We start from the raw sequence: 17,600 nt of genomic DNA on the forward strand, positions 1-17,600 counted from the left end.
TCTCAATTTAATAGTTAGGAGCGATAATAAATGCGTTCTTTAGTTCTCGGTTTTCAGGAAGTGGACAATACACAGCTTTTGCTCGTTGGCGGAAAAGGGTTAAATTTAGGGAGATTATCAAAAATAGAAGGAATACAAGTACCAGAAGGATTCTGTATTACAACAGTAGGATATCACCAAGCCCTCGAACAGAACCAAACGTATCATGCTTTGTTGGATCAACTAACTATGCTAAAAGTAGAAGATCGAGATCAAATCGGTGAAATCAGTAGGAAGATTCGGCAAATCATTATGGAAGCAGAAATTCCTTCCGATGTTGTGAAGGCAGTTTCTCACAATCTCACCCAGCTTGGTGATGAACATGCTTATGCAGTGCGTTCTAGTGCCACCGCTGAAGATTTACCACATGCCTCTTTTGCAGGTCAACAAGATACCTTTTTAAATATCATCGGCATAGAAGCAATCCTTCAGCATATCAGCAAATGTTGGGCTTCTCTATTTACGGATCGTGCCGTAATCTACCGTATGCAAAATGGATTTGACCACAGTCAAGTTTATTTATCCGTTATCGTTCAAAGGATGGTTTTTCCACAGGCTTCAGGGATTTTATTTACCGCTGATCCGATTACTTCTAACCGGAAGCTGCTATCCATCGATGCCAGTTATGGACTTGGCGAAGCGCTGGTCTCTGGCTTAGTATCTGCCGATGGTTATAAAGTACAGCAAGAGAAAATTGTCGATAAGAGAATAGCAACCAAAAAATTGGCTATTTACGGACTAAAAGAAGGCGGAACAGAGACCCGGCAGCTCGACCTCAAACAGCAAAAGACTCAAACACTTACTGAACAACAAATGTTACAAATAGCAAGGATAGGCAGACAGATTGAAGCCTATTTTGGTTGCCCACAAGATATCGAATGGTGTTTTGCCGAGGATACATTCTATATCGTCCAGAGTCGGCCAATCACGACTTTATTCCCCATCCCTGAAGCGAATGATCAAGAAAACCACGTTTATGTATCCGTTGGTCATCAACAAATGATGACAGATCCCATGAAACCGCTGGGATTGGCTTTTTACCTGTTAACGACTCCTGCACCTATGCGTACAGCTGGCGGAAGATTGTTTGTTGATGTCACATCAAGTCTTGCTTCACCTGGCAGCAGAGAAATGATCATAGAAGCCTTAGGTAAATCTGATCCCCTCATAAAAGACGCACTCATAACCATCGTAGAGCGGGAAGATTTTATAAAATTTTCGGCAGATAATGAAAAAGCTTCTACTCCGAGTAAGAGCAATACAAGCCTGCCACCTAGTAATTCTCAAGTACAACTCGAAAATGATCCGACAATCGTTTCTGACCTCATTAAGAGCAACCAAGCATCGATAGAAGAGTTGCAACAAAACATTACAACCAAATCAGGGGCGGAGTTGTTTGATTTTATTCTGGAAGATATGCAGCAATTAAAGAAGATTCTATTCAACCCACAAAGTATGCGTGTGATTATGGCGGCTATGGATGCTTCAGCATGGATCAATGAAAAAATAAATGAGTGGTTGGGTGAAAAAAACGTAGCGGATACGCTTTCTCAATCTGTACAGGGCAATATAACTTCAGAAATGGGTCTGGCGCTACTCCATCTCGCTGATGTGATTCGGCCTTATCCGGAAGTCATTGATTATTTACAGCAGGTTAAAGATGAAAATTTCTTAAATGAACTGGTTAGCTTTGAGGGTGGGCAGGAAACCCAAGACGCTTTCTATGACTATCTCAGTAAATACGGAATGCGATGTACCGGAGAAATCGATCTTACAAGAACTCGTTGGAGCGAAAAACCAACTACACTTGTCCCCATGATTCTCAGTAATATCAAAAACTTTGAACCTAATGCTGGCCATCGGAAATTTGAACAAGGTCGACAGGAGGCTTTGAAAAAAGAACAAGAGCTATTAGATCGATTGAAGCAATTACCCGATGGTGAACAAAAAGCGAATGAAACAAAACGAATGATTGATCTCATCCGGAATTTCAGCGGGTTTAGAGAATACCCAAAATACGGCATGGTTAATCGCTACTTCGTTTATAAACAAGCTTTACTGAAAGAAGCAGAACAACTAATACAAGCGGGAGTTATTCCTGAAAAAGGAGATATATACTATCTCACTTTTGAAGAACTACGCGGAGTCGTAAGTACAAATAAATTGGATTACCAGATCATCAGCAAACGCAAAGAAGAGTACAAATCATTTGAAAAACTAACTCCACCACGTGTTATTACGTCTGATGGTGAAATCATTGCGGGGAAGTATAAACGAGAAAACCTCCCAACAGAAGCTATTGTAGGTTTAGCGGTTTCTTCTGGTGTTATAGAGGGACGTGCGCGTGTCATCTTAAACATGGAGGATGCTGATCTGGAAAAAGGAGATATATTAGTTACCTTATTTACTGACCCTAGCTGGACTCCATTGTTTGTATCTGTAAAAGGCCTAGTTACTGAAGTTGGTGGACTAATGACCCATGGGGCAGTTATTGCGCGTGAATATGGCTTGCCAGCAGTTGTCGGAGTGGAGAATGCTACCAAATTGATAAAAGACGGGCAACGAATTCGTGTGCATGGAACAGAAGGCTATATCGAGATATTGTAATGACTGAATCACGTTAGTGGTTTGACAAATTCAATCTTTTGAACTATTTTTAATAGTGAATTATCAATTCATTATTAAAGTGAGGGGCAATATGCAGTCTAAAAAAGATGAAGTGAAACAGGAAATTGAATCTGCCGCTTTAAAGGTATTTTTCCAAAAAGGCTTCTCTGATGCCAAAATGAATGATATTGCCGATGAAATTCAAATTTCTGTTGGAAATATTTATACTTATTTTAAAAATAAAAAAGAGTTGTTCTATTCGGTTGTTCCGCCGTCTTTAGTGGACTATTTGAAGAATGTGTTAGTGGAAAATATTCGCATCGATAACCAGACTTTTTTTGATGATGTTAATAATGAGAAAAAATCAGCTATCGTTCAAGAGCAAATAACTATATTAACCCAGTACAGCAGGCAGATTGTCATTATTTTTGAAAAGAATAAAGGGACCGTATATAGCAATGCCAAAAACGAGCTGATCGATCTGATGATCGAAACTAAAAGGCCCTATATTAAGGATCATTATAAAAGATACGAAATCGGAACCGAAGAAAATATGATTCTGCTGAAGATCATCGCGAACAATGTCATCAATATGATTCTGGATTTATTAAAGCACGAGATGAGCGCCGATAGCCGGAAACGGATTTTTGAGGCATTAAGCTTATACTGGCTGCATGGACTAAAAAGCTTAAACGAATAACGTCAATGCTCCGAATTTAGGTGTGGGGTGGAACTGGCGCATAATGCTGCAATTAGGGACAACCAAGTAGATATGCATATTTAGCATCTATGAGGGTCCCTATTTTTTTAATTCAATAATGAATAATATATTCATTATTGAATAGTGCAATCATGAAACGGAGGAAGCTACGATGAAGATAGGTTACGCATTTAAGGACTGCAATGTTATTTATGGAGATGCTATAAAAGGCACAGATACCCATATGACTATTTTGATTCATGAAAGCGGATTGATTCAGGAGATCGGGAAAGCAAGCGCTGTAACTGTCCCGACCCACTACCAAACGATCGATTGTTCAGGGAAATATGTGATGCCCGGTCTTATCAATGCGCATGTCCATCTTTTTGCCGATGGCAAGCCGTTTACGCTGTCTGCCAGTGAAGGGCTGCTGAATTTTGCGTTTCATCATATTTTGGATACGAGACTGGGCAGAAACGTGTTGAAGAAACGGATGAAAAAAAATGCCCTAACCGCACTGCATTCCGGAGTAACAACGATGCGTAGCGTAGGTGAATTTTTTTATACTGATGTTCTTTTGAGGGATGAGATTAAGGCAAATCAATTTATTGGACCTAATCTTTTGGTGTCTGGGTATTTCCTGAGCGTAACGGATGGCCACGGTGCACCTTATTTGGCATTAGTCGGTGATTCACCATGGGAAGGGAGAAGAAATGTAAGAATCAATGTAAAAAACGGAGTAGACCTAATCAAAATATGTGTAACTGGCGGGGTTACCGATGCCAAAAGGGTCGGAGAAGCTGGCCGCTTGCAAATGACAAAAGAAGAGGTGGCTGCGATTTGCGAGGAAGCTCATAAAATTGGGATGCGTGTGGCGGCACATGCAGAAAGTACCGAAGGTGTAAGAGTTGCGTTAAAGGGTGGGGTGGATACTATTGAACACGGCGCGGAGATGGATGAGGAAATGATCAGGCTGTACAAAAATAATCCCAGAGCCTTAAAGGGCTACACCGCTGTGATCCCTACTTTACAAGCAGCTTATCCCAGTGCGAAATTAGATCCGAGCCTGACAAAGTTGAATACAACCGTTAAGGAAAATGCCCGGCTTGTGTATGACTCTATGTTAAAAGGGCTACAGCAGGCTATAGAACATGATATCAAAATTGGTGTGGGCACAGATGCCGCTATGTCCTATGTAACCCACTATGATCTTTGGCGTGAGCTTGATCATTTCATGCGACAAACAAAGTTGAACGCAAGTCAGGTTATTGAACTAGTAACCAAATCAAATGCAAATATTTTGGGAATCGATCACCAGACAGGGACAATAGAAGTTGGCAAATATGCGGATTTAATCATGATGGGGCAAAACCCATTAGAGAACATAAAAGCTTTGTCTGATGTAGCTATGGTTATGGTCAGAGGAAATTTAATACAAACACCATCTGTGACCAGAATTCAAGCAGTTGACGAGCTGCTGGATACGGTTTGGAGTATTTAGGAGTGAGATAAATGATCGTAGAAGCACGTTTGGGTATCCTAGCTATTCTTAAAAGAACAGCACCCGGTATGAATAACTATAAGCCTCTCAGCCTTTCTGGTCAGGAAGCTTATTTATTATGATTCCTGTAAATAACGGACCCGCATGAAGGGAATTCTAGAGATGAGAGACATCTCAAATTCTAATCAGGATGAGGACGGAATTCATGAAGCAACCTTCCAGTAAAACTGAAGAAGAAGATAAACTGAAATGGTGGCAACTAAGCTTGTTAGGCATTGCTGGCACTATAGGAACCGGGTACTTTTTGGGTTCAGGTCTAGCAATTTCTATGGGAGGGCCAGCAGTGCTGCTAGCCTACATTTTAGCTGCTATTGGAACATATGTCGTATTTGATGCACTGGCTCAGATGACAGCGGAAGATCCGGAGCAGGGTTCATTTCGATCCTATGCAAAAAAAGCATTTGGAAATTGGGCAGGGTTCGGGAGCGGCTGGGTATATTGGTTTTCGGAACTGTTGATTATGGGAAGTCAGCTCACAGCATTGTCCATTTTCTCACGATTTTGGTTCCCGGCCGTACCGATGTGGATATTTGCTGCCGGTTACGCTGTTGTGAGCCTGTTGATTGTGTTTTTTGGCAATAAGGGCTTTGACAGGGTTGAAAATATACTGGCCATCATTAAAGTGGCGGCTATACTAATGTTCCTAGTTATTGCTGCCGTACTTCTGACGGGTTGGATCGGCGGTTCTAAGTTCTCACCGAAAGTTCCACTTGGGTTCAAAGCGTTATTTCCGTCAGGAGGTATCGGGTTGTGGTCTGCCTTTATTTTTGCTTTTTATGCCTATGGTGGCATTGAGGTGCTGGGAATTATGTCCTACAGGCTAAAGAAACCTGACGAAGCTCCAAAAGCAGGAAAGGTGATGTTGCTGGGACTGGCTACAGTATACGTTCTCTCAATCGGGCTTGCAGTAATCATGGTGCCGCTTAGTGCTTTTAATCCAAAAGAAAGTCCTTTTGTGCTCGCACTCAGCAGCGACCATCTGACCTTTGTACCGCATTTGTTTAACGGAGTGTTGATCATAGCTGGGTTCTCCACGATGACAGCTTCGCTTTATGCCATTACCTCGATGATGATCACTCTTTCACAGGAAGGGGATGCACCCAAGGTTTTTTCGAAGAAATGGAAGGATAAATATCCGTTTTTTGCCCTTTGTTTAATAGCTGGAGGTTTAGGGTGTGCCATTATGATGTCATTGTGGTTGCCAGGAAAAGTATATGAATACATTACAACTGCTGCCGGACTGATGATCCTCTATAACTGGTCCTTTATATTGCTCTCCTCCCGCAAGCTGCTTAAGCCCAGTCTTCTAAACGGGGTGAAACGCTGGCTAGGTTTAGTGCTGATCGCTACAGCTGTAGGAGGTACGCTTTTTCACGCGCTCAGCCGTCCAGGCTTCTACATCAGTCTGTTAATTGTTTCACTGATTGCGTTGAGTGATTGGATTGTTCAACATATCCATAACAAGAATGGCGGTTCTGTTAAGGATCACAGTACGGACGAACAGTCCAATGAATATCATTCTTTACCGGGCGGTCCTGAATTTCGGATTAAGGGCATCAGGATGCGAAGAAACAAGGTTTAATGAAAAAAGAGAAGTCGGGCAGCCTGTACACCAAAATAAAAACCAAAGCCAATCAGTGAGAGACCCGATAGAATAGAAATCACCCTTAATACCTGGACGGTCAAAAATCTACGGAAGAGGCTGGAGGCGGCAGCCATGGCTACATCCCAGAATAAGATCCCAAGGACGATCGCTCCACTGTAGATCAATAACTGCTGCATTGGATACTCGCTAACCACCTTTGCTAATATTGAGCCGTATATCCCCAGCCAAAAAAGGATGGAGAGGGGATTAAACAAGGACATCAGAAATCCCGAAAGATAAGATTTGGACAGTGAGACATCGTTTCCCCTCATCTCGATCCCTGAAATTTCTCTTGTATTTTTAATGCTGTCTACACCTGAATAGACAAGGACAAAGAATCCGAACAACCATAAAAACACTTTAACAAACGGAGCATTCAGCAGATGAATGAGGCCAAAATAAACAAGCAGCATATAGATGATATCGGCACTAACCGCCCCTAAACCAACTATCCAGGCAGGCATAAATCCTCCGCGGAGTCCCTTGTCCAACTGTGCTGCATTAATGGGTCCGAGAGGTGCCGAGAGGGATAATCCTAGAATCATATAACCTATAAATACGTTTATGTTGTCCTCCTCCTTTATATAGATAACATATTCCAATAAAGGTAGTAGTAGGACAACCAAAAGAAGGCCCTCGGATGATCGCAGGCCTTCTTTCTTTTATAAGAAGTTGAAGAGTGAGTAGGATTACGCCTTAACGGATTCAGGTCTTTTAACAAGAAGAGGTGGAGGAATCAACCAGCCTTTTTTCTTAGTCAAATGTAGAATTTTAAGACCGATGGCTGCTTTGGTAAGGTGATATTTAGCAAACAAAGCCCCTATATCTTCTCTGATCGATTGTCCCATTGCCTGACTACATGCCACAAGTCCAACAGCATTATCAGCTGCAAGTTTGGCTGCAATTTCAGGATCTGTGAAACGTGCCCCTACAGGAATATCTTCAAGTTTAGCATCGGGCCGATTTGGCATTACTGGTGCAGATGCAATACCTTGCTCTGAGAGCAGTGTATCACACTCGCTGATTTCAAGCTCCGCTTGATCAATTAATGCTCCTAATATTTTTTTCAGATCACTATCTCCAGCATGATACAAATAAGCTCTGTAACAAGAGAGCGCTCCCTTTGCAACCATTGAGGCTTGCCAAACCGTGAAGATTTCTCCATAATGCATCGGTTCTTCTTTAGGGTTACCGCCTAAAATTCCTGTCATAAATAGGCTCCTTTATTATTAGATTTGAACAAACATTATCATGCCCACAAAAAACACGAAAATTGCAGCACTTACACCATTAGCGCTTACAATTTTTAGAAAGGACTTTTCTGTAGAAAGAAAAATCTATACGAGTACGCTAAGAAGCCCACGCTGACGATGGGCTTCTTAGTCAATGTGGATATTAATCTGTCCAAGATCGATAGATACGGCGCACTTCACGGAAGGATTGTTTAGGTTTGCGGTATTCATTAACCAGACCCTTATTGTTGAAGCCGCGGGCACGGTCGCGAAAGTTCTTGCTGCTGCTCTTCAGATCGCCGCGGATGTCTGCAAACTGCCAGATGTAAGTCCCGCCAATTTTCGAATCATTTTTGAAGATCGCCAGTGCTTCAGTTACAATATCTGCCTGATAATCCTCGCTGAACAATCTCGGCTCCCAGCCCACATCCCCAAATAGTCCAGCACCACCGAATTCCGTCATGAGCACTACCTTGTCACCGGCTCCCATCTGCTCCGCACGCACATGGAACTGTTCCAGCATGTCTTTGAAGCTGGCTGTATCGCCTTCGTACCAACCAAAATATTTATTAATACCGATAACATCGAATAAAGGAAGTAGAATATCTTCGAGTGGATGCATCGTAGCGTAGGTGACGAGCCTAGTGCTGTCGAGTTTCTTCACCAATCCGACTAAAGCTTGTGTAAAAGCATATGCTTCTTGGGTCCGGGTATCAATCTCATTATGAACAGACCAGAAGATCACACTTGGGTGATGCATATGCAAGCTGATCATTTCTTCAATCATAGTCAGTGCACGCTCCTGGAAGAGCGGCTCACTTACTGTTTCGTTCGGCAGAAAGGCACCCCATATCGGAATTTCGCTCCAGTATACAATCCCTTGCTCATCGAGAAGATCAAGCCAATAGGGGCTTTGGGGATAATGAGAACCCCGGACGGAATTGCAACCTAACTCCAAAATGATACTGAGCTCCTTGTGCATCAGCTTCGGAGGGAAGGCAAAACCCCACTCAGGATGCTCTTCATGTCGGTTCACCCCCTTAAGATATACGGGTGAACCGTTAATTAGAATCCGATGATCCTTTGTCTCAATACAGCGAAAACCGATCCGTTCAATCTTGTCGTCTTCCTCTGTCCGTAGTTGAAAGGTATACAGTTCTGGAAGACCTACGTTCCACAAACGTACTTCAGGCAGAAGCAACTTGAACGTATGACTGAGGGTCTGGCCAGTCTCAATTCGTACTTCTTCCGAGTGCAATTCATGTCCGCTTTCAGAGAATATGATCTTTGTAGTGTGCTGCTCATTATAGAATGAATGGAGCTGCATCTGAACAGTGACATCAGCATCTGGTCCACGCAGTTCATAATCAATCTTCAGTTGTTCAATGTAAAGATCAGGCAAATATTGCAGCTCCACCGGCCGTATGATACCCCCATAATGGAACCAATCCACCTGCTCCGTAGGAATCGTAAGTCGGTCCAAGGTGCTGTCCGTCCGGACGACAATCTCATGTTCTCCTGCCCCTAAGGAAGGAACAATGAATTCAAAGGGTGTAAATCCTCCATAGTGATACCCAAGGTGCTGCCCGTCCAAATAGACATCGGCATGGCCCAGCACGGCATGAAAGATGAGTTTGACATGCTGCGCATTTACAGTCTGTATTTTTTTACGATACCATCCCACACCTTCATAATCGTACATTCCCAATTCATTATTCCAGCATGAGGGCACATAAAGAGACATTTGAGAATGTGGAAATCGCTCAAACCATTTTTCTTGAACACCCGTATTTAACGGATCCATCATGAAATCCCAAGGCCCATCCAACAGCTCAGTACTCCGAATTTGATACTCGCTAAAAGTCCTTAACAAGTGTGTTCCTCCTTTTTTTCCTGTAATGTATTGTGAATTTCAGACATCTTGATAATATGGATAGTAACATTTGGAGTTTAAGCATTGAATAGAAAAAAACGTTACCGTCTTGTTTAAATCGCTCTTTTAGCAGCTGGAGGGGATAATAATTGGAAGAAAATGATTATAAGCTGAATGACCTCACAGTGCATATCCATTTTGTACTCGATAAAGCTACTTATCCCGGCTGGGAGGACATCCGTAACATGGTAAATGTGCACAGCTTGTACTGGATTCATGAAGGTAAAGGGGTTTTTCTGACCAATGTTGAGCACAAAGTAGAGGCTGGTATGCTAATCTATTTAAAACCAGGCCTTAAACTGTCCATGCGTTCGCAGATGGATGCTCCACTTCGCATTACGATGCTGCTCTTCGATTGTGCAGAGCTTAGTTATGATGCGGTATGGAAGGAAGTCAAGCCAATCGGAAAACTGAGACTTCCTTTCTTAAGCCAATATAATCAACAGCAAGCTGAGGAAATTAGCCAGCTGGTCTGGGGGATTCACCAGGACTGGCTGCCCGGACTAACCGATGGCATAGCTGTCTCCCGGGCTAAAATGCAGATCCTGCTGCATATGCTGCACCAGACCGTGCAACCGGATTGGAATCTGATGGATTCAGGAGCTTTCGCTGCCTTCGAACAGATCAAGAAAACACTCGAGAACGACTATAAGGATCATCACCGGATCGAGAAATTGGCAGAGAAATACGGCATTTCGCCATCTTACTTGCGGAAGATGTTCCTGAAATTTACGGGGATGGGGCCGAAGGAATACCATATGCACATACAGAACCAGCAAGCTTGTCGTTATCTGGTTTTTACCGATTATCCAGTTAAGGAAATCGCCAAATTATGCGGGTACTACGAAGAATATCATTTCAGCAAAATTTTTAAACAGCTTAACGGGATCCCTCCGACAGTATACCGGAACAAACAGAGAATCAAAGATTAATTATCCCTTAGAACCTCGGGCGAAAAAATCGTGCGGTTATGTTTTTTTACGCGAAGGGCTGTACCATGATAATATTGAACTCATTGAGGCATGTTTAAGGAGGGGAAATTGGGCATGATTATATCACTCAAAAATGTATCATGGCAGCGTGATACGACAATGATCTTACGCCATATGAATTGGGAAGTGAAGCAGGGACAACACTGGTGTATCGTCGGTCTGAACGGATCAGGGAAAACGACGATGCTAAACGTCGTGAACGGCTATATCTGGCCGACAACAGGACAAGTCGAGGTGCTGGACCATCGCTTTGGCGATGTGGACTTGAGAGAGCTACGCAAACGAATCGGTTGGGTAAGCACCTCCTTGCAGCAGAAGCTGTACGGCCATCAGACTGCCCTGAACATCGTCCTAAGCGGAAAATTCGCGACGATAGGTCTGTATGATAAGACGAATGAAGAGGATCAAAAGCAAGCTGAGGAGTTAATGGAGTTTCTAGACTGCTCTTCTTTGGCTGGTCGTACATATGATACCTTGTCGCAAGGTCAGCGTCAGAAAGTCCTCATTGCACGCGCACTAATGGCCAACCCAGATTTACTAATCCTTGATGAGCCGTGCACGGGATTAGATATTTTTGCCCGTGAACAGCTGCTGCAGATGATCGAGAAGATTACGAAGCAACCCGGTGGACCAACCTTGCTGTATGTAACCCATCATATCGAGGAGATAACACCATGCTTCACGCACACGCTGCTGGTAAAGAACGGTGAAATCTACAAAGGGGATGAGACAGTAAACTGCTTGCAGTCCGATGTTTTGAGCGATTTTTTCGATACTCCCGTTGAAGTACAAGAACATCATAATCGCAAATGGCTTACACTTGCCGGTGATAAGTAAGATATCGAGGCTCATCGAATAGGCGAGCAAACCTTTCTGAAGTGGTTTGAAGGATTGCTTGCAGATATATAAAATGAAATCTGATCACAATATAATTTTAAAATAACCCGCGTTCCGCGCGGGTTTTGTATTTGTTTGCAAGCTTATAAACCACGTCCCAGAAACAGTGGAACAACATATTAACGGTACCTGTAAAAAACATTTTGACATATCTAACAGGTACCGTTATAATACAAATCAACAGGTACGGTCATAAAGTACAACAGGTACCATAAGAACTATAAGGAGGATTAATTATGGACATAAATACTGAGTTGTACGAAAAACTCGCGAAACTGCAATGGCTGTTGCAAAGGCAACACTTGAAATCTCACGCCGCGGTTGGTCCTATGGCCGACGCATCACGTGGGCAAGGAAGGATATTAGCGTTTCTTCGGATGAAAGACGGTATCAGCACCAAAGACTTATCCTATATGCTGGACATCCGTGTATCATCCCTCAATGAATTGCTTGGTAAACTGGAGAAAGCAGAATACATCACCCGTAAACCCTCAGAAACAGACAAACGTATCATGTTGATTTACCTAACGCAAAAAGGACAAGAGGAAGAGAAACAAGAGAGAGACAGCGGCAACATATTTTCTCGCTTATTGCCAGAAGAGCAGATAGCTTTCGGGGATTACCTAACTCGCGTCATTACAGCTTTGGAGGAAGAACTTGGATCGGACGGAGAACGTGATGTGATGGCTATGTGGATGGAAGCTGCCAAGGCGCGTATGGGAACAGAGGAATTTGAAAAAATGATGGCTATGCGCGGACAAATGCATAGAATGTGGGGAAATTCTAGGGACGAACGCTTTAGCGGAAGGTTCCCTGGGTTTGGCGAAGAAGGGCGTGGTGACATGCGCGGATTCGGCTGGCCTTCCAGCGATGACAGTAATTCGTCACCTGACAAGCCACATGGCCCGGACGATAAGTAATTAAAGTCTTTTAGCAACATAGCTGAGGCGCTGCCTTTCCACCAGAGAAAGATGAACGGCAAAGGCAGCGTAATGTGAAACTGAAGAATAGTTAAATTTCGTACGCCAAATCTGAAAACTCGTCGTTAGGGTACAGGTTTGCTTGTTGCTGCGTCACGGTTCATATTGGACCGATAGTTAGAATTCTAAGTAATTTCAAAAAACAAAATAAAGAAAGATAGTGGTGAACCCTATGGATGCAGAAAACCTCCATTACTTTGAAAAAGCACCTGTCGCAAAAGCCGTAGCTCACTTCGCAGTACCGATGATGCTAGGCATGTCGATGAGTGTCATATACTCCATTTTGAACGCTTATTTCCTAGGTACACTGGGCAATACTGCGATGTTAACCGCACTCGCACTAACTTTACCGTTATTCGCTGCCATTATGGCGCTAGGTAACTTGATTGGCATCGGTAGCAGTGCATTCATCTCCCGTTTGCTGGGAGAGAAAAAATATGATGATGTAAAGCATGTGTCTTCATTCGCCTTTTACAGCAGTTTAGCTCTCGGTCTTATTTTGATGGCTGCCGGCATCCCGTTGATCGATTCAATCGTTCATGGCTTGGGAGCGACGCCTGACTCCTTCGGATTTACGAAGGACTATGTCACGATTATGCTTATTGGTTCACCTTTCGTCGTTCTATTCTTCACGCTGGAGAATATTGTGCGCTCGGAGGGGGCAGCGATCACTTCGATGATCGGCATGCTTCTCAGTGTTGTTGTGAATATTATTCTCGATGCGCTAGTCATTTTCGTCTTCCATTGGGACGTGATCGGGGTTGCATCTGCTACAGTCATTTCTAACTTGGTTGCAAGTGCATTCTACGCCTTCCACATGGGATATAAGAGCCAATTCTTAACCATCTCTGTAAAATGGTTCAAAGCTTCCAAAGACATTCTCAGCAATGTATATAAAATTGGAGTTCCAGTCTTTGTTATGAGTCTCTTCATGGGTGCAATGTCACTCATCTTTAACCGTTTTCTGGTCGAATATGGGGAGCAGGCCATTGCGGCTTTCGGAATTTCATCACGTTTATTACAATTTCCAGAGGTTATTCTAATGGGCTTATGCGAGGGAGTTGTGCCGCTGATTGCCTTCTCTTTTACAGCCAATAAATTACGCATGAAGCATACCATTACATTCACAATCAAAGTGACTGTAGCATTAGCTGCCGTGTTCGGCATTATTGTATATCTGATTTCCGACCACTTAATCGGTTTATTTACGAATGACCCGCAATTAATTGAACTGGGCAGCTACATTCTTCATGTAACGTTCTTATCCCTGTTCATTTCAGGAACGACCGCGTTGTTTACAGGGATCTTCCAAGCGACAGCACAAGGAACCGCCGCCTTTATTATGTCAATTATTCAAGGTATTACTCTGATTCCAGTATTGTATATCGCTAATCGAATGAACGGTTTCCACGGAGTAGTCTGGTCGCTCGTCATTTCGGATGCTGTTGCGTTCCTTGTGGGTGCCATCATGCTGTATGTTCTGCGGAACAAATTGCAGCCTGATTTAGATACTTTAGTACAGTAAAATTCTAAGCTTTAAGTTGATATTTTAAGTTCATCTAAAAAAACCTTGGATCAGCAAGGTTTTTTTGGCTCGTATGATGACGCAGCCTGCCATGAGGCAGCACATAGCTGCTTTGGAGGCGAAGCTCCAGTTAAATTTTAATGCTGACTTCTCCACTTGAAAGATACTCCTCGTCACCATTCTCATATCTGACTTTCAGATGGCAATCGTCATCGATATCAATGGCTGTTGCTTTACGTTGTTCATTATCCTTTATCACGGTCACAGGTTCGCCAAGTGAAATTAACCTTTTTTTGTATTCGGAAAAAAACAATCTGTCCGTTAAATGCTCATAATATCTCATGAAATTGTTTAGTACTTCTGCAACGAGACGGTTGCGGAGATCACCATAAGGATTGTTTTCGGAAATTACAGTTGTTGCAATCTCGGTAAGATCATTGGGAAAGCCTTCGGAAGGGAGGACTACATTGATACCGATGCCGAGAACAGCATAATCAAGCCAGCCGTTTTCCAGTGACACGGATGCTTCGGTAAGAATCCCGCACACTTTTTTCCCTTCCATGAAAACGTCATTCACCCATTTAATCTGCGTTTCTTTACTGGATACGCTCTCGATAGAAAGGGCTACAGCTACTGCGGCGCAAGTGGTCAATAAAGCTGAGTCTGTTGCGGACAGCTTGGGACGCAGCAGGATACTCATATAGATACCCGTTCCAGGTGGAGAAAAGAACTTCCGGCCCATTCGCCCGCGACCAGCTGTTTGTTCTTCCGAAAGGATCACTTTACCTTCAGCTTCTCCATTTGAGGCAAGGTTTTTTACGGCTTCATTCGTGGAAGATATGGTCTTAAAGACTTCGACTCGTAACTTTTGCCCCTGAGTATCCAGGTACTTTGAAATTGCACTTGCTGATAAGATATCCGTTTGTGGTGACATGGAGTATCCTTTATTGGTTACAGCTTGTATGGAATAACCGTCTGTCTGTAAAGATTTTATGGCTTTCCAGACCGCGCTGCGCGTCACGGATAACTGAACGGCTATTTCCTCGCCGGAAAAATATTCACCCTTATTACTGTCGAGCAAGGCAAGAATATGTTCTTTTACTGTCATGAACTTAAACCTCCAAAAGTATAACTCTCCGAGCAAAACCCATTGAATAGATTAACATCCAACGATTGCGACTGAATACTCTAATTCTATATAACAATAGGAAAAACTCAAGCATGGTATTTTATTCTATTGTAAACCATATAATATTTTATGGTTTACAATAAAGAATATCTCCATTATAATTCAGCTTACTGGACGTATTTACTAACCAGAATACAATCATTGATATCCAATGGAGGTCATTTTTTTGAAGACAAAAGAACTTATTTATGCTGCATTATTCGCAGCACTTATCGCGGTGTTGGGGATGATACCGCCCATCCCACTCGGCTTCATCCCCGTTCCGATCACTGCCCAGACGCTTGGTGTCATGTTGGCCGGATGTTTTCTGGGGAAACGGATGGGTGCCCTCAGTCTAATTATTTTCATCATACTAGTAGCCATTGGGCTGCCTGTACTGACTGGCGGTCGCGGCGGAATCGCGGTGCTAGTTGGACCTTCTGCAGGATACATATTTAGCTTTCCAATCGCGGCCGGCCTTATTGGCTGGTATTCCGAAAAAATCTGGCCGAAGGTTCGAACTTGGAAGCTGGTAGCTATCAACATAATCTTCGGTGTATTACTAGTGAGTCTGATTGGTGCCCCTGTCATGGCATTGATAACCAATACTTCGATCTGGGCTGGTCTTGTCGGAGCATTAGCCTTTCTTCCGGGAGACATCATCAAATCCGTTATTGCAGCCGTCATAACGATGCAGCTGAAAGCAATTAGCCCTATTGAAGAAAAAACACAAATATAATGTGATTTGAAACTCGGGTAAATAAAACCCGGGTTTTTTTATTGAAAAATAATAGGGTTATGGGTGCGAATTTGTTTATACTATAAAAATTAAAACGAAATTGAAGTGGGTGTAGAAAAATGGATAAGGGATTTAATTTAGCTAGTCAACTATTAACGCTGCTTGATACGGAACATAGATGGTTTACCTTAGCGGAAATTGAAAAAAGTTTAGGGATCTCTGATAAGACCATCCGGAAGATGGTGGAGGAAATCAGCAAGCAATTACCATCTACTGTAACCATTGAGGTTTCTAGAGGAAAGGGAATAGTTCTTCAACGTGATGGGCGAAGTACGATTAGTGAAGTGATTTCTTCTATGTTCAGACAAACCATCTTTTATCGGCTGATGGATTTTTTATTTACGAATGTGGGTCGACTGTCTGTGGAGGAGCTCTCCGAAGCCATGTTTATGAGTACCTCGTCTTTGAAGAAATTGATTGTGCAATTAAATAATGATGATCTAAAAGCTTATAAGCTTCGCATTAGTTTTTCTACCCCCATGATCAAAGGGAATGAAATGAATATTCGATATTTTTATTGGAAGTTATATGGTGATGCGTATGAGTTTACAGGATGGCCCTTTGCGAATGTTGATTTTGCTTATATTAATCAGTTAATCACAAATATAGAAAATGAGGATAACATTGTATATTTTATCAATTCCAAAAGGAGATTATCGTTTTTGTTGGCCATTGTTATAGAAAGAGTGGCTAAAGGAAAATGTGTGAAAATCGACGAAAATGCTTACCCTTGGGAAAAGGGGATGTTTTATTTTCCAGTGAAAACTATTGCAAAATGTCTTGAGGACAAGCTGTCCCTTGAATTTCCAAACAGTGAAATATTCTTTATGCAATCCATGGTTAGCCTCAGCCAATATCATTATTATGAAGGGTCAGAGATCACTCCGATGAAAGAAGTCGAATTACATAAGGATAAAGAAGAATATCAAATGGGGAATCTGCTTCTAATGTTATTAGCAAAGGTATACCCGAACTTGCATATGCAAGAACGGTTTATTTTGGAGATTTACGGGTTCTTTGACAAGCTATTAATCGAAAATGCCATTCCGGAATGGATGATGATTTCGAAAAGTCATTTAACAACATATGTAGAGCAGGAGTGCCAGCAGATTTATCAAGAAATGCAAACCTGTATGCAAACGTGGAATAAAACTTACCCTTCCGTTCTCTTCAATAATTTTCATTTAACAAAACTAACCTTAATTGTCCGTTCGAGTTTACGTTACAAAAGTAAGAGGGCTTTTTTAGTGATCGGGGAAGAATTTTCAATTCGTCATTACATAGCAGATTTGATAAAAAAAGAAATTGGGGATCAGTTGATCCTTAATACTTCCATAATGAAAGGCCTGACCGACGAGATCATGCAGCAAAATAATATCGATCTTGTCATTAGTAATATCCCGGTTGCATTAAAGACAGTGCCTGTTGTTATTATTTCTACGATCCCCTCTAAAAGAGACTTAGACAACATTCGTAAAGAACTGCTTTTATAATTTGACCAATTATTTTCCGTAAGCTCCGT

14 protein-coding genes are annotated in these 17,600 nt (G+C 42.4%); 10 read left to right on the forward strand and 4 right to left on the reverse strand.

Features of this window, described 5'->3' with window-relative positions:
• The first annotated feature begins 30 nt into the window (after positions 1–30).
• The 4 genes from ppsA to MHH60_RS01950 all read left to right on the forward strand — a co-directional run bounded on the left by ppsA (position 31) and on the right by MHH60_RS01950 (position 6,489).
• Complete coding sequence (gene ppsA, locus MHH60_RS01935) at positions 31–2,646, forward strand: phosphoenolpyruvate synthase (protein ID WP_076133164.1); 2,616 nt, start codon at positions 31–33, stop codon at positions 2,644–2,646.
• Between the two features lie 91 nt (positions 2,647–2,737).
• Positions 2,738–3,346 (forward strand): TetR/AcrR family transcriptional regulator, encoded by a 609-nt coding sequence (locus tag MHH60_RS01940; RefSeq protein ID WP_076133162.1) that lies wholly within the window; start codon positions 2,738–2,740, stop codon positions 3,344–3,346.
• Positions 3,347–3,518: 172 nt separating this feature from the next.
• Positions 3,519–4,847 carry a metal-dependent hydrolase family protein gene (locus tag MHH60_RS01945; protein WP_076133160.1) on the forward strand — a complete coding sequence of 443 codons (1,329 nt, stop codon included), beginning with the start codon at positions 3,519–3,521 and terminating at the stop codon, positions 4,845–4,847.
• Between the two features lie 205 nt (positions 4,848–5,052).
• A complete protein-coding gene (locus MHH60_RS01950; RefSeq protein ID WP_076133158.1) occupies positions 5,053–6,489 on the forward strand; it encodes an amino acid permease in 1,437 nt (478 codons plus the stop codon).
• On the opposite strand, the gene MHH60_RS01955 is transcribed toward MHH60_RS01950, so the two are convergent.
• The 3 genes from MHH60_RS01955 to MHH60_RS01965 form a co-directional block, all read right to left on the reverse strand.
• On the reverse strand, positions 6,486–7,097 hold the full coding sequence (locus MHH60_RS01955; protein WP_370511152.1) for a LysE family transporter: 612 nt from the start codon (positions 7,095–7,097) through the stop codon (positions 6,486–6,488). The genes MHH60_RS01950 and MHH60_RS01955 overlap by 4 nt on opposite strands.
• Before the next feature lie 144 nt (positions 7,098–7,241).
• Complete coding sequence (locus tag MHH60_RS01960) at positions 7,242–7,763, reverse strand: DUF3231 family protein (protein ID WP_076133156.1); 522 nt, start codon at positions 7,761–7,763, stop codon at positions 7,242–7,244.
• A 184-nt stretch (positions 7,764–7,947) separates the two neighbouring features.
• The gene (locus MHH60_RS01965) at positions 7,948–9,657 is read right to left on the reverse strand and encodes a glycoside hydrolase family 2 TIM barrel-domain containing protein (protein ID WP_076133155.1); all 1,710 of its coding nucleotides are present in this window, start codon (positions 9,655–9,657) and stop codon (positions 7,948–7,950) included.
• 149 nt (positions 9,658–9,806) lie between these two features.
• On the opposite strand from MHH60_RS01965, the gene MHH60_RS01970 reads away from it, so the two are divergent.
• The 4 genes from MHH60_RS01970 to MHH60_RS01985 all read left to right on the forward strand — a co-directional run bounded on the left by MHH60_RS01970 (position 9,807) and on the right by MHH60_RS01985 (position 14,111).
• Positions 9,807–10,649 carry a helix-turn-helix transcriptional regulator gene (locus MHH60_RS01970; protein ID WP_076133153.1) on the forward strand — a complete coding sequence of 281 codons (843 nt, stop codon included), beginning with the start codon at positions 9,807–9,809 and terminating at the stop codon, positions 10,647–10,649.
• Between the two features lie 114 nt (positions 10,650–10,763).
• Positions 10,764–11,546: an ABC transporter ATP-binding protein gene (locus MHH60_RS01975; RefSeq protein WP_076133151.1), complete on the forward strand. Its 783-nt coding sequence runs from the start codon at positions 10,764–10,766 to the stop codon at positions 11,544–11,546.
• A 296-nt stretch (positions 11,547–11,842) separates the two neighbouring features.
• A complete protein-coding gene (locus MHH60_RS01980) occupies positions 11,843–12,526 on the forward strand; it encodes a MarR family winged helix-turn-helix transcriptional regulator (protein WP_076133149.1) in 684 nt (227 codons plus the stop codon).
• A gap of 232 nt (positions 12,527–12,758) precedes the next feature.
• Positions 12,759–14,111 carry an MATE family efflux transporter gene (locus MHH60_RS01985; RefSeq protein WP_076133147.1) on the forward strand — a complete coding sequence of 451 codons (1,353 nt, stop codon included), beginning with the start codon at positions 12,759–12,761 and terminating at the stop codon, positions 14,109–14,111.
• A gap of 130 nt (positions 14,112–14,241) precedes the next feature.
• On the opposite strand, the gene MHH60_RS01990 is transcribed toward MHH60_RS01985, so the two are convergent.
• Complete coding sequence (locus MHH60_RS01990) at positions 14,242–15,219, reverse strand: biotin--[acetyl-CoA-carboxylase] ligase (RefSeq protein ID WP_076133145.1); 978 nt, start codon at positions 15,217–15,219, stop codon at positions 14,242–14,244.
• A gap of 247 nt (positions 15,220–15,466) precedes the next feature.
• Here MHH60_RS01990 and MHH60_RS01995 point away from each other — a divergent pair, with 247 nt between their 5' ends.
• A complete protein-coding gene (locus MHH60_RS01995) occupies positions 15,467–16,018 on the forward strand; it encodes a biotin transporter BioY (protein ID WP_076133143.1) in 552 nt (183 codons plus the stop codon).
• Between the two features lie 119 nt (positions 16,019–16,137).
• Positions 16,138–17,571, forward strand: coding sequence for a helix-turn-helix domain-containing protein (locus tag MHH60_RS02000; RefSeq protein ID WP_076133142.1), 1,434 nt, complete (start codon positions 16,138–16,140; stop codon positions 17,569–17,571).
• Positions 17,572–17,600: the final 29 nt, after the last annotated feature.

The organism is Paenibacillus sp. FSL H7-0716, assembly GCF_038002705.1.
GTDB lineage: Bacteria > Bacillota > Bacilli > Paenibacillales > Paenibacillaceae > Paenibacillus_AQ > Paenibacillus_AQ odorifer.